Origin of the sequence: Chitinophaga filiformis (assembly GCF_021646545.1) — a bacterium.
GTDB lineage: Bacteria > Bacteroidota > Bacteroidia > Chitinophagales > Chitinophagaceae > Chitinophaga > Chitinophaga filiformis_A.
This window is the reverse complement of the sequence record NZ_JAKIRP010000005.1, coordinates 415,183-429,305: the sequence shown is the minus strand read 5'-3', so window position 1 is coordinate 429,305 and position 14,123 is coordinate 415,183. Positions and strand designations below refer to the sequence as shown.

Sequence of the window (14,123 nt, the reverse complement as noted above, 5' to 3'; positions counted from 1 at the left end):
AGCCGAAAAGCATACAACAACAGTCAAAACTATACTCATTTTTTTATGAAGAAACAAGCCTTTGTTAAAGAACCCATGTCAGGTGACATATTTGAGCGCTACTACAGGCTGATTGAAAGTATTAGATTGAAGATCGGGGAAGCCCCGTCAGAATATGGTCCCAAAATGTCCAAACATCTGTTGCTGCTGGAAACGATCGTTCATGCCCTTGACCGCGTCACCCAGGATGTGGAGACCAGTCGTGAACACGATGGAGACAGGTCAGACCTAATAATGAAGACTACTATTTCTATGCTTGAAAGTGCTATAATGGTACTTGCGGCCTGGCGGGAGGACAACAAAATTATCCCTGCACTGGCTTTGAATTTTTTCGTAGCCTTATCATCCACCTTGCGTTTCGACGAATTCAGTTCTGACGATTATATCAGACATATAAGTCTGTTAAGTATGAAAAAATGGGACGACGATCTGAAACAGTTTGAATACATGATCGTGGAGAAATTCAAGAAGATTTTGTTATCGGAGCAGTCCGACCCAGAAAAGTTTACAGGAATATCTGAGCTTGTAAATAATTACAACAATTACAAAGAATCAACAGCTTCATTATCCGCACATCAGGATCGAGAAGTTGAGTTATCTAAGGCGCTCAGTTTCGCTTATTCCCAGATGTTTAATACCCCCACGGCCCGGTATGCTTCTGACCATTTTAAGGTAAATAAGATTCTGTTTAACAGCAATATTGACGAACCTTCAGACATGATCGAATATGCCCGTAAGCAAGATTTTTTCTCTCTGCTGGAATCAATGTATGAGTTCGATGACGAAAAGGAAATTGCTGTCTGGGAAATGGATATAAAAATTAGCAATAAGGATAATGTATATGATGCCACCGAAGTTGGTTATTTATTATGGGCGATATCCAAAGCCCTATCAGGTATAGATGGTATTGATGTCGAACTGACTTCTTGGGGGGACGGGAGCAAATGGGCAAAACTCAAAATCCGGATCAGGCAGCTGTCAAGTAAAGTTGACCTAATGGAGATTTTAAAAAAGGCAGGCCAGATAACAGAAGGGGCATATCTGAAGAAATCAGTGGAAGAACTTCAAGGTACGGAGGCAGCAACCCGTAAGCTGGATCAAGAGAGCCGGAAATTAGAACAAGAAACACGGAAGCTGGAAAAGGAAACAAAGAACATAATGGATTCTGACAGGGCCTCTGTCGTCCATGACCTAGAAATTCACGAAAAAGTATTGGACCTCAGAGATAAAGAGCTGAATCTCGAGGAAAAACAACTCAATCTACAGGAGAAACAACTGAACCTGGAGGAAAAAGCAATTGGTGTTAAAATGAAGGAATTGGATTATATCATGAAGCTGTCGGAGCTTATGAAAAGCGGCTTGAAAAATGATTCTGATCTTCAGATTATGATTAACGAACAGCTTTATCTGAAAACGGAGAACGGTCAGCTTAGCCTTGGCAATCCTGCGCTGCTGGATATCAACCAAAAGATTGAACCAAAGACGGATTAATTAATTGAAGAAGTTGGGATTTAATCTGACAGTAGCCTCGACCTAATTGTACACCCCAAGCTTAATCCTCGAACTTTTCTCATATTATTTTAACTCATCGTTCCCTATTAATATTGAGGATAGTTAATTCATTAGTGATCTGGTTCGAGTTTCCGATACTTGGGATCACCTGAAGAAAAGGCGCCCAATTTGAGCGTTTGTTTGCTTAAACCAGGCATGGTGGCCTACCTTATTTTCTCAGATGATTTAAAAAAGTAAACACCCGAGATAGAGCGTCTTTTTAATCCCAAAGTACACTTCGCGGAGTGCAACCGCAAGACTATATAGTTCTGGACTTCTTCAACGATTGCAGTAGTGCTTTAGAAGGAAGATTACTCGGAAGATCTATCAATTTATAGATTCCCCATATCAGTTCCCAAACCGCTTCATTTAGGTCAAGTACAATTTGCCTGGTAATCAATGGTTTTGGATACTTGTTGTGGACTATCCCATTCCTTAAATCACGGAATTTCAAAACTTTATCCCAAATAGAGTCAAGAGATGAAAAGTCTCCAAAGTGTTTAATTATCAAGTAATATTTTTCGATTATATTTGAACGGTATCTGGGAATATCCGTGTCACCGTCGGCCAAATATATCCCTTTACAAACATCACGCAGCTGTTCCTCTAATGATATATAAATCATGAGAAATAAAGAATCAAGCAATATTTGAGGGTTGATATTTTCAAGTACCTCTAATTTTCGCCTCTCGTATTCATTAACATCCCCTAACTCTTCAAATTCATCGGCTGACTCTTTGTCCAGACGCTCCAGCTCCAACCTGGCAGTGTCAGTCTTCTGCCTCATCCAGGACTCTGATAGCGCCATATACTCTTTGTAGTAATCCTTACGATCACAAGAATCCCTCATTATATATTCGAGCCTATCCCCGGCTTCTATCTGATATTGTGTTCTTCTCGTTGTGCTTCCTGAGATCATCGCAAAATTTTTGTTTTAAGATAACAGCTGCAATATTAATAAAACCATGCGCACTCTTTTTACGTACAAAAATTTTCTAATATAAAAAATCATTCCCATTAGCGCACCAGAACTACATTACCTGCATTGGCTTACATCTTCTTCCATCTTCGCTAAACTCTAAGCCCCAGCCTTCTTTCCATCTTGTATAGCGTTGTTCAAAATCTTTATCACCCTGCTTCATACCATTAAAGCCTAATATTTCAACCGGTTGCACCTCAATTTCTCTCTGGCTGGCCGACAGCTTAGCTTCAAACTTTACAAAATCAAAACTGATAAAGGGATACGTTACTTTATCATGACGTCGATCCAGCATATCACTCAGTATCTCAGTAATCGCATCTTTTTCATGATCAGACATGCGCGCGCCGAAAATGATCCCTACAAGCTGGTTGGGTGCATAATGAAATAGACGCTCATGCGGTGTATATTCAAAATGACCGCCGAAAAGCCAAGATGGCGGCGGTGGCAAAATTAACCGATACTCTTTTTCGTAGTGCCATGAATGGTGCTTTTGCACAAAGTGGCTGTTTTGCTCAAGCCGTAATTCATCAATTTGATCAGCAGACAACGTTTCTCCATACACAAAAGCAGATAAACATTTGAAAGCATTAAGCGGCTCAACAACAGCCCTATAATCAATGGGCTGGAACTCAAATTCCTTAGGCATTCCATAGGTCATTTCTTGGGTTATCCCTTTAGGGGTTGAGCGTCTGATCTGTCTCTTCTTAAATTGCCCGTCCTGCTTCAATTTATTGTCAATTGCTTTGAAAATCAAACAAAAACCTCTGTGGTTGTTAGCATAATGCGCCCACATTAGTGTGTCGGAATCAAGCTTTGAAAAGCAGGTAAAGTAACGTGTAGGCGGTATGTAGGTGTTAATGAAGCGCCTTACGGCCAATTCCATGTTTATCAGGGTCTGCTCCTGAAACCTTCCAGCAAGCGGTGGCTCGTTAAAGAATGGCCTATCAGAAAGGTCCTCTAGTGTTATTGGCGACCTAGAACACATGTGGTTCGTCAAATCATCCAGCAACATCTTCTTAAAGTCTTTATCCTGTACTGTTAGCGCCTGGTCTAACAATCTACGCCAACGGACAGGGTCATTCGGAAACTCATAAAATGCCTTGCTGTCAAATGGATCGTTACATTCCCTCGGTGATCCAAAGTAAATTTCGTTGTACATTAGCTCTTTAATGCTTAACAAAGAGCCGTGTCTATATCTGTAGTAATGCATAGATGCAATATTCAGAAATTGTTCGAATATAAAATAAACAGATAATAGAAGAATCCATCCTTACGGTAAATTTTCATAACTTCCCCATATACTTTACATACAAATGCAAATGAAACCAGCGGAGATGAAAAAAGCCTTTCACAAAGGCCTGGTAGCTGCAGCACCAGGAATCCCGGTTGGAGGACAAAACACAGACTCGGCAATAGGGCCTATCAGTACAATGGGCGCCATCATTATAGTTCACGACACAACTTTAGCAAATCAATCTTTATTCTAAAGAGGCGTTCTGCGCAGCGGGCTTTTCAATTTTATTTATCCTTGATTTATTTATCTGTTGCTGGCGAATTCAATGATTTTTTTAGGCATTAGTTCATGCGTAATGTTATACTTGTTAAAAGCCTTTACCAAAGCCGTCATTGAGTGCTTAAGTTTTAGGTCATAATACGATTTTATCTTCAATCGGAACAGTTCCTTCATATCGGCATTGAGGCTCGCTGAATTGATTCGTTTTTCAATTAACAAGTAAGATTCAATTATCAAGATTATTGCGCTGGATTCGTATAGCATATCAAAACTTTTCTTCTTGAGTCTTAGTAAATCTCCACATTCTTCTGGGGCTAAACACGACTTGCAAAACGTATAGATACCGATATGCCCCCTGTCATCCGGATGCTCGAAAACATTTCTTTCAGTATCTTGTCGAACGGCATGTACTCTAAAATTGTTGATTTCAGAATCTAGTTGATTTAAAAGCAGGAATATTATGTCGCTTTCATTCTTTAATCGTTGTTCATTGTTGGATTCTGTTTGTTTACTTAGCGCTAGGTATAGGAGTATAGTTGAAATAAGCCCTATGACTGGCGCGGTTAACCCTCCTATTGCTGTTCCGAGTTTGTCCTTCTCTGTTAGCTCAAAACCACTTATAAATGCTGGTTTAGGAAAAATGTATACGCCAAGTATAATAACGAGACCGGAGATAGCTGAGATAAATAGAATTCTTAAGAGATTACGCTTCATGCTAAACATTATAGCAGCAAAATACTCCTTATTTTTCAGTTCCAACTTAGTCTATCTATAGGGAGGCGGTAGAGTAAAACCACTTTACCGACTGAGTAAAGACAGGGCTTTTTAGATATCTTGTAATGTATGGAGGCTGGGTTTGAATTCCAGCGGGATTGCAACAAAGAAAAAAGCCTTCAACTTGCAGGCCTTTTTTATTTCAAGCCTTTGCCCAGCTGTGAAGTATTATGCTACCTGCAATCAAAAAGACAAATCCGGCAAAGCGGATATTTGATTTTGACCTCTTATTATTTTTTTTCGTTAACATGATATTAACTTCTTTGTAAAAAATGTGCTTTATCTTCATTCACGGCAAAACTCATATTTTAAGACTCCAAAACCTTATGCGATCTATGGAATAACACCCCATACCCATATTTCATTTTCCTCATAACCCCGTTTATTAACCACTTTAACTGTACCCATGAAGAAGCTTTACCATCTTCTGGTAGGGATAGTTTTGACCCTACACATGAATGCAGATGCTGCGGATACGCTCACACTCAAACATACAGAGGTATACCTTAGACGTATCAGCCGATCATCAGAGCAAATACGTAAAAAACTTGTGCACCATAACAGTGAGGCGCTAGATCGTTATATTCGGCGGTTAGAGGCGCTGGAAAAGCGAGTAACGATACTGGACAAGCAGACCGCTGAACATTTATTTCCTCCACTTATTACCAAAGCACGTACATTCAGGAGTAACATAGCAAGGATGGAAAGCATGCCGACACAATACTTTGGCTACCTGGACTCACTCCAGGGAAGCGTAAAGTTTATTGAGCAGCGAGGCACTGATGGACTGAAAAAGTTTGGAAAAGCGAAACAGTCAGTAACTGCTCTTCAAAATGAAGTTGCCATTACCGAACAAACCTCTGCCATCATTGAAGAAGGAAAGCGGGATATTGCTGCTGTTCTGCAAAGTTTAGCTCCCAATATTAAAGAACTGGCTGCGCTTCAAGAACAATTCTATTACTATCGCCAGCAGGTTGAAGAGTACAAGTCACTACTCTCGAACCCTGACAAGGCTACACAGAAGTTTCTGGAAATATTGCGTAAACGATCTGACTTCGCAGCTTTTATGTCGAAGAACAGCTTGTTTGCAAGCCTTTTGGGCCTTCCCGAGAACTACAACTCAGCCCGATCATTGGAAGATCTTCAAACCAGGGCACAAGTTGAAAATGCTCTGGCACGGAGTATAGGATCAGATCAGGCAGGACGGCAAATGGCATCTGCCCAAATGGATGCGGCCCGGTCACAATTGGATAATTTCAAATCGAAGTTCTCATCTCTGGAGCATATAGACGAAACGCCCAATTTCAAACCCAAGCCCCTTAAGACAAAACGTTTTCTTGACCGGCTAGAACCAGGCGGAAACATTCAGTTTCAAAAGGCAAACCTTTATTTTCCTACTACTGCAGATATCATTGCTCAACTCGGATACAAATTTCATAAAGACGGAATAGTTGGCATTGGGATCGCCTATAAACTTGGTATGGGGCAGGGTTGGGACCATGTGGCGTTCAGCCATCAGGGATTCGGTATCCGTAGCTTTTTGGATTGGAAACTCAAAGGCAGTTTATATGTAAATGGCGGTATAGAAGGCAACAAACCAACAGGTTTCCGGCAACTGAGAGAACTTCGTAACTGGAATGGCTATCAATTGAGCGCATTGTTGGGTATTTGCCGTAAGATATCTGTTGGCGGCAATAAAAAGGCGACAACATGCATTCTTTACGATTTTCTGGCGTCCCGTCAAATTCCAAAATCTCAACCTTTCAAACTTCGTTTCGGCTACAATTTCAAATAATACCTAAAGTAATTAATAATGATGCTGCTATTTACCCGCAGCATGAAGATCTGGGTCACCTTCTTCATGCTCCTATTTTCTCATGCCCTTTGGGCTCAAAGTACAACCTTTGATCTCACCTCACCTGCACAAATTTATGAGCCCAGTAAACAGGCTACACAAATGGCTCGTGTTGCGGATATTCCTATATCTTACCATACCGGAAGGGCTCAAATCAACTTTCTATTATATGAGATCAAATCAGGAACCCTTTCACATACTATTAGCCTGGATTATTCAGGGGCCGGAGGGATACAGGTACAAGATCAAGGATCATGGGCAGGCACCGGCTGGGACGTTACAGTAGGTGGCGTAATTGCCCGTACTGCCATTGGGAGGCCTGATGAGCAGACCACCACGGGCTACGACGATGCTGCGGGCACGTTGGGACTGCCGCTATGGTCAACCCCCAACCCCACATTTTGGCTCAATGGTCTCACTACGTGTGAAAAAAAGGATATAGGAGAAAACAGGTTAGACCTACTGCCAGATATTTACTACGTTCAGTTCGGAGGTCAATCTGCTAGGATGATATTTGATAGAACAGGCCAGGTGTATTTTACTCCTTATAAACCCTGGAAACTATCAGGAAGCCTGACAAATGGTTTTACCATCACCACAGAAAATGGGACCCGGTATGAATTTGGAGACATTGAAAGCTCGACCTACGATGTAGAAACCGTTCCTGGCGATAACGGAAGCAACTTTACCTGCAAGTCAGCCTGGTTTCTGACCAAGATCATTTCTCCGAACAGGAAAGATACTATCCGGTTTAACTATACCGCCAACTCTTTCAATAACGAGGACGATTTGCCCAGTGAAACCAAGTATTCCGCTGTGCCGGGGCAGCCGGCGGGTTGCCTTAATCAGCTTCCTCCTTCTGACAATACCACTAAAACCTACAGTCATCAAACCACAAACTCCTTCAAACTAACTTCCATAGTTTATAGAAGCGGCAAGGTGGAGTTTACCAGTTTGAATGATCGCGCTGATATCAATACCGGCAATAAAGCGAGGCTAACAGAGATCAGTTTCTACAGCGCTAAGGGTTTGAACTATACACTGATCAAAAAGGTTAAGTTTAATCAGTTCTATTCCAGTGCAGCATCGTCTGATTTTCAGAAAAAGCGGTTATTCCTGAGTAAATATGTTGAACTAGGCGGAACAGATTCTATCAGTACCGGTTTTACCTATATCAACCCCGATGGTTTGCCCGCAAAGGATTCCTATAGCCAGGACCACTGGGGATATAACAATGGGGTCTTTAATAACAGTTTGATCCCTGCTTTAACAGATGGTTACATTGATTACCCAGGCGCAAACCGTGAGCCTGATTCCGCCTCTATGCAGTTAGGGCTGTTAAGTACCATTACTTACCCAACCGGAGGTGTGCGTACCTTCGAATACGAGCCGCATAACTACTCTTTTTACAGAAATTCAAGTATATACAAACTACAACACACTGATTCTACGGTGATAGGTGCAACAGCCAATGCCACCACTATGGATGGACCACATCCCTTAGTTTATAGGGACACTACCATGGTATTTGTTCCGAATATTTCAGGTCAACTATCCGTTACGTATATGCTGACTGGTGTTATTCCGACAGACCCACAAGCTACTGTGGAGATCTATGACGCCAGTTTTAACCTGCTTTGGGCTTCAGGCAATTCTAACGGAACAACCAGAACAGACAACATATATTTGACCAAAGGCGCTACCTACTACCTTGTTGCTGAGCGTACTGGCCTTAATGAAAAATGTTTTATTACACTTAACTACAGAGTTTGGGATTACTTCTTTGCGCCATCGGTGTTTTCTCAAATGGCAGGGGGGAACAGGTTAAAGCGGATCACCACCTATGATGGGTTCAATCATGCAAATGACCAGGTAGTACGTTTTAAATACCAGTTAAACGATAGCATATCCTCAGGATATCTGCTCGATAAAGCCATCTATTCCGGATATACATACGTGCCTTATTACTGTACCGGCATACCTGCAAACAAAGGTGGCGACTGGATGATGTTCACTCGTTATGGTAATAGTTTGGTAACACTGGGACGAACCCAGGGAAGCCCCATTGGCTATTCCAGAGTTATTGCACTATATGGAGAAAATGCAGAAAACGGATCGGAAGAATTTACTTACACCTTACCTGGCTTTATGGATTTAGGTGGAAGCGGATACCCTTACATTCCACGTACCAGTTACGCCGAGCTTCGAGGTTTGCCCATTGCAAAGCGAGTGTATGATAACAATGGCAGGCTGCTGAAGAGCAGCATTAACGAATGGAACTACAACCATACGGGAGGATCGCCAAACCTGCGCTGGGTATGGGGAGCCAAATGTGGCGTACAGCGTGTGTCCAATACATTTTCATCGGGCGGATGCCCCTCCGGACCCGATTGGAGCTTCAATATTGGGATGTATCAAACCTACCAATTTTGGCCCACCTTAAAATCAAAAACTGATAGCATTTACGATGTGACAAACGGCACCGGGCTTGGTATTAAAACCTCCTACACTTACGACTCCGTTTCTGCGCAAATTACCCAACAAGATGTTACCGGGAGTGATAATATTGTTGTATCCACTACTTACAGTTATCCGGCTGACTTTAGCGGAACGGCAGTGTATGATTCTATGGTAGCCAGAAACATGATTGCAGAAATTATCGAATCCCGCACGACCAGAGGGGGGATACAGATCTACAAAGAGAAAAACAATTTCGGTTTCTATAGTGGTATGATCGCTCCATTAAGCAAAGAAATCATCAAGGCAGACCAGCCTTTAGAAAACAGGCTAACCTTTGCCGCATACGACAGCAGAGGAAACCTTACAGAACAAGGTAAATCTAACGACTTGCGTGAAGTATATCTGTGGGGCTACAATGGTCAGTATCCGGTAGCTACCATTATCGGGGCTGCCTATTCAGATGTCATTGGTTTGGTTATACCTGCGAATCTGGATGCACCTGCCGATGACCAGACAATACGTGCAGAGATCAACAAAATACGCAATGCCCTGGCTGGTAAATCAGCCCAGGTTGTTACGAATACCTATTCACCCTATGGCAAGATCACCAGTGAAACCAACACGGCGGGGGTAACTACCCACTACACTTTTGATGGTCTGGGAAGGCTGACCAGTGTACGCGATCACAATGGAATGATCATTAAGCTGTATGACCACAAAATAGGTGCAACTATCAATCAATAACTCCAAATCGTTTTTTCAAATGATAAAGAAAATCTTTTTTCAAGTGCTGTTATTTATCTCGGCTGCACTTGTTGTTCATGCACAAAACACCCCAAAACTAAAATTCAGGCCAGCAGCAACACCTACGGCAATTCCGGCCGCCTATACAAACACATGGATAAATTATATCCGTGCCTGGGAGCCTAATCTACCCAGCAATGATACTGCTTACCTGAAGTCTTCAAGCCGGACCAGCGGAGAAGTGAGGCAGACCACTGAATACCATGACGGCCTCGGGCGGCTGATCCAACACGTAGAGAAGGCTGTGACGCCCTCCGGAAAGGATTTAGTAAGTCCCTATATTTATGACCAGTACGACAGGGAAATTTATAAATATCTGCCTTATGTACCCAAGACAGGCAATACCAGCGATGGTAAGTTCAAAACAGATCCATTCAACCAGCAAAGTGCATTCTACAAAGACACTATACTCAATCCTTCGGCTGCCGGAGAAGCTATTTTTTATGGGCGAATAAGTTATGAAAACGCTCCAGACGACCGACCTGTAAAAGTTTATGCGCAAGGCAACAATTGGGCATTGGAGGGTGGTAACAGACCGATGGAAACACGCTACCAGTTTAACACCGTGGCAGATTCTGTACGGCAATACCTTGTTTCTGGCATTACCGGCACTCCAACTTCCGGCGGGTTCTATCCGGCGGGCACACTGTTCAAGGAAACCGTTATCAAAGAGGACGGAATGAAGATCATTGAATTTAAAGATAAGGTTGGTAGATTGGTACTTAAGAAGGTACAAAACAGCTACACTCCGGGTACCGGCCATGTGGGATGGAACTGTACCTACCAGATTTTTAACGACAATGGCAAGCTGGCTTTTATTCTTAGTCCGAAGCTTATTGACATCATTAAGTCGCACTGGGTAGTTACTCCCTATATCATTGGAGAACTGGCCTATATGTACCGTTATGACCACCGAGAACGCGTAATCGTAGAGAAGGCTCCGGGTGCAGATTCAGTTGAAATGGTATATGACAAGCGGGACAGACTAGTGATTGCAAGAACCGGTAATCTGGCTGCTATGGGCATGGCTAAAGCCATTCTCTATGATTCACTGAACCGGGTAACCGGAGAAAGTTTATTCTATACGGGTTCCAGCCGTGAATACCTGCAGGCATTGATGGATACATCTACGGTTGCCAATCCCGCCGTAAGCGTTCCCTTTCTCACACCTTCGGTAATGGTGCCTCAGCATTACATTTACTATGACAATTACAACTTTCCGGGTGTAACGGCTTATGCAATAGCAGACCTGAGCAATACGAGGGTAGGCAGCAATCCCTATTCTGAAGGCATGCCTGGTGCAGCCAGCACTAAAACAAAAGGACTGGTGACCGGCAGGCGAGTATGGGACGACAGTAAAGACAGATGGCTGACTACAACTATATACTACAATGACCGACAACGCGAGATCCAGAAAATAGAGGACAACTACGGCGGTGGAAAAGACATCATGAACAAGGTATATGATTTCTCAGGCAAAATATTAACTACCTACCTCAAACACACCAATCCGCAGTCAACCATCACGCCACAAACTACGGTACATACCCTGTACCATTATGATGATGGAGGTCGTTTAGATTCGCTCATTGTAACGCTCAATGATAACACGACCCTCAAACGAGCCCTTAGCGTGATGAGCTACAATGAAACCGGCCAGCTACTCACTGAAAGGCTGAATCCCGGAGCCTCAACGCAGTTGGAAACCTTATCATACGATTATAACATCCGCAAATGGCTGCGTGCCATAAACAAAGGTTACGTTAATACGGTTGGCAGTACCTCCAACTGGTTTGGTATGGAGCTTTGCTATGATCTAGGATTTGACAGCAGTGAATATAACGGCAACGTATCCGGGATGAAGTTTAAAGGACGTGGAGATGGTCTTGCCCGAGCCAATGGCTACAGTTACGATCCGGCAGGCAGACTTACCGCTTCTTATTTCAGCCAGCAGAATTTAGGTAGTACCAACTGGGCGCAGAACGTCATGGATTTTTCTGTAAATGGTCTCTCTTACGATCCTAACGGCAACATTCAGTCCATGCGGCAGCGAGGCATGGACGGTATGGTGAAAAAGACGATAGATAGTTTGGAATATGGATACTTTGCATACAGCAATAGCCTGTACAATGTTACGGATAAAGTTAATGATCCAAATTCCAAACTGGGCGACTTTAAAGAGATTTGGAACACCCTTTTCCAGGACTACTGGTACGACGGGAACGGCAATATTGCTAAGGACAAAAACAAGGACATTGACACCATCATTTATGACCACAACAATCTGCCGGTCTATTACAAAGTGAAAGGCCGTGGCGATGTATACCTGGTACGGGGTGGAGATGGCAACCAACTGGCAAAAGTGGTAACTGATACCAGCAACACCTTCCGTACTGTGATCACGCAATATGCCAATGGATTTATATACCTCAACGGCAAACCTGAAGACGGTCCGGGCAACGACACCCTGCAAAGCATATCCCATGAGAGGGGGCGCATCAGGGCAATTTACAAGAATAATCAGCCAGTGCAGTTCGCCTTTGATTATTTCATTAAAAACCAGAAGGGCGACGTGGAAATGGTATTAGGAACCAGGTCTGATACTGCCTTATATGCTGCCACGATGGAGACAGCCGCAAGCGGTACAGAGAATGCCTTATTTGCAAATATAGATGCTACCAGAAGCGCCAAACCTCTGTCATATCCTACTGATAACACCACCAATCCAAATGATTTTGTAGCTAAGACGAACGGCTCTACCGGACAAAAGATAGGGCCTTCATTAGTACTGCGGGTGATGGCGGGGGATTCAATCACCATTTCCTCAAAAGCATACTACCAGAGTACTTCAGCAACCAGTTCAGTGAATACAGCCCAGGCTATTGTCAGTTCCTTTCTCTCTGCGATGAGCAATGTGAGCTTAGTAGAAGGCATACACGAGGCTACGGGAATTAACAGTCCGCTGTCAGTGTTTGACGGCAGTCTGTACTCCAGCGTAAAAAACCTTGATCCGAACCAAAACCAAGCGACACAGCCTAAAGCCTACCTGAACTTTGTGATGTTTGATGATCAGTTCAATATGGTTGCCGAGAATTCGGGGGTGCGGCAGGTGCAAGGAAGTACGGGCCAGTTGATCAGCCTGGTGGTGAATAAAATGGCCGTAAAGAAAACTGGTTTCCTTTATGTGTATGAGAGTAATGAAAGCGCAGTAGACGTTTATTTTGATAATCTGATCATCACACATAATGCCGGGCCGCTGCTAGAAGAACACCATTACTATCCATTTGGCCTTGAAATGGCAGGCATCAGCGCCAAAGCCCTGAAAAAGAGCTATATCAACAATAACTACTTATTCAATGGCAAAAAGTTTGAAACCAGTGAATTTGGTGATGGATGGAGTTCTAATCTATATGATTTCGGCGCCAGGTTATATGATCCGCAAATAGGCAGGTTCCACGCTCCTGATCCTCATGGTGCAAAGTACGGCTGGATATCGCAGTTTAATTTTGCGTTTGACAACCCTGTTAATTTTATAGACCCTGATGGTAAAGATGCAAAGCCGATCGCAGGAGGTGTAAAATACACCGGAGTGGATGCAGTAAACTTTTACAAAGATATCCAAAAAGCCAGAGCGGCGGGTACAAAACTGGTATTCCACTTTGTTTACGAATCTATGACCAAGAACATTTACCAAAATACGATGAATGCTTTAAGAAAGGGGCATTCGATGTTGCTTACCTACGATTCAGATAAAGACGCGGCTGATGATAGAAGAAGTGATGCACTACGAGGACGTGGAAAGGCAGGGAGTGGGCTATCATGGGATGAATATCCCTTTGCGATGACGAAGGAAGGCGGAAAGGGATCTGAAGTAATGGCAGTACCAAAGAAAGAACAAAACATCCAAGGTGGTCAGTTGGGGAGTTTGGTTAGATGGAGCGAATTACGAACAGATGATAAAATCCTGGTGATCCCAATGCCAGATAACTCCCAACCTGTACCGCAGCCAATACCAGACAGCGATGCGTTTCCGGTACTGAAGGCAGTTGAGGGTCTCTTACAACGCTTTTTGCCTCCATTAATTCCACCTATATTTGGACCTACACCGAGTCCTTTCCCAAATCCGGTAATTTTATAAATTAATT

Annotated in this window: 7 protein-coding genes; 4 read left to right on the top strand and 3 right to left on the bottom strand. The window is 43.1% G+C overall.

The genetic code is table 11. From position 1 onward, the window contains the following. Positions 1–45: 45 nt before the first annotated feature. Entirely contained in the window at positions 46–1,530 is a 1,485-nt protein-coding gene (locus L3C95_RS16275; RefSeq protein WP_236389113.1) for a hypothetical protein, read from the top strand. Between the two features lie 319 nt (positions 1,531–1,849). On the opposite strand, the gene L3C95_RS16270 is transcribed toward L3C95_RS16275, so the two are convergent. The 3 genes from L3C95_RS16270 to L3C95_RS16260 all read right to left on the bottom strand — a co-directional run bounded on the left by L3C95_RS16270 (position 1,850) and on the right by L3C95_RS16260 (position 4,799). Beyond that, positions 1,850–2,509, bottom strand: coding sequence for a hypothetical protein (locus tag L3C95_RS16270; protein WP_236389112.1), 660 nt, complete (start codon positions 2,507–2,509; stop codon positions 1,850–1,852). A gap of 112 nt (positions 2,510–2,621) precedes the next feature. Then, positions 2,622–3,782, bottom strand: coding sequence for a DUF2971 domain-containing protein (locus L3C95_RS16265; RefSeq protein ID WP_236389111.1), 1,161 nt, complete (start codon positions 3,780–3,782; stop codon positions 2,622–2,624). A gap of 327 nt (positions 3,783–4,109) precedes the next feature. Further along, on the bottom strand, positions 4,110–4,799 hold the full coding sequence (locus tag L3C95_RS16260) for a hypothetical protein (RefSeq protein WP_236389110.1): 690 nt from the start codon (positions 4,797–4,799) through the stop codon (positions 4,110–4,112). Positions 4,800–5,265: 466 nt separating this feature from the next. Between L3C95_RS16260 and L3C95_RS16255 the strand changes: the two genes are divergently transcribed. From L3C95_RS16255 to L3C95_RS16245, 3 genes are all read left to right on the top strand, one after another. Beyond that, on the top strand, positions 5,266–6,654 hold the full coding sequence (locus L3C95_RS16255) for a hypothetical protein (protein WP_236389109.1): 1,389 nt from the start codon (positions 5,266–5,268) through the stop codon (positions 6,652–6,654). A 162-nt stretch (positions 6,655–6,816) separates the two neighbouring features. Continuing rightward, positions 6,817–9,918 (top strand): RHS repeat protein, encoded by a 3,102-nt coding sequence (locus tag L3C95_RS16250; RefSeq protein ID WP_236389108.1) that lies wholly within the window; start codon positions 6,817–6,819, stop codon positions 9,916–9,918. A 19-nt stretch (positions 9,919–9,937) separates the two neighbouring features. After that, entirely contained in the window at positions 9,938–14,116 is a 4,179-nt protein-coding gene (locus tag L3C95_RS16245; RefSeq protein ID WP_236389106.1) for a DUF6443 domain-containing protein, read from the top strand. The last annotated feature ends 7 nt before the right edge of the window (positions 14,117–14,123 follow it).

Excerpts from the sequence above, each read along its gene's own strand:
- L3C95_RS16275 (WP_236389113.1), top strand. The coding sequence starts at position 46 with ATGAAGAAACAAGCCTTTGTTAAAGAACCCATGTCAGGTGACATATTT.
- L3C95_RS16270 (WP_236389112.1), bottom strand. The coding sequence starts at position 2,509 with ATGATCTCAGGAAGCACAACGAGAAGAACACAATATCAGATAGAAGCC.
- L3C95_RS16265 (WP_236389111.1), bottom strand. The coding sequence starts at position 3,782 with ATGCATTACTACAGATATAGACACGGCTCTTTGTTAAGCATTAAAGAG.
- L3C95_RS16260 (WP_236389110.1), bottom strand. The coding sequence starts at position 4,799 with ATGAAGCGTAATCTCTTAAGAATTCTATTTATCTCAGCTATCTCCGGT.
- L3C95_RS16255 (WP_236389109.1), top strand. The coding sequence starts at position 5,266 with ATGAAGAAGCTTTACCATCTTCTGGTAGGGATAGTTTTGACCCTACAC.
- L3C95_RS16250 (WP_236389108.1), top strand. The coding sequence starts at position 6,817 with ATGGCTCGTGTTGCGGATATTCCTATATCTTACCATACCGGAAGGGCT.
- L3C95_RS16245 (WP_236389106.1), top strand. The coding sequence starts at position 9,938 with ATGATAAAGAAAATCTTTTTTCAAGTGCTGTTATTTATCTCGGCTGCA.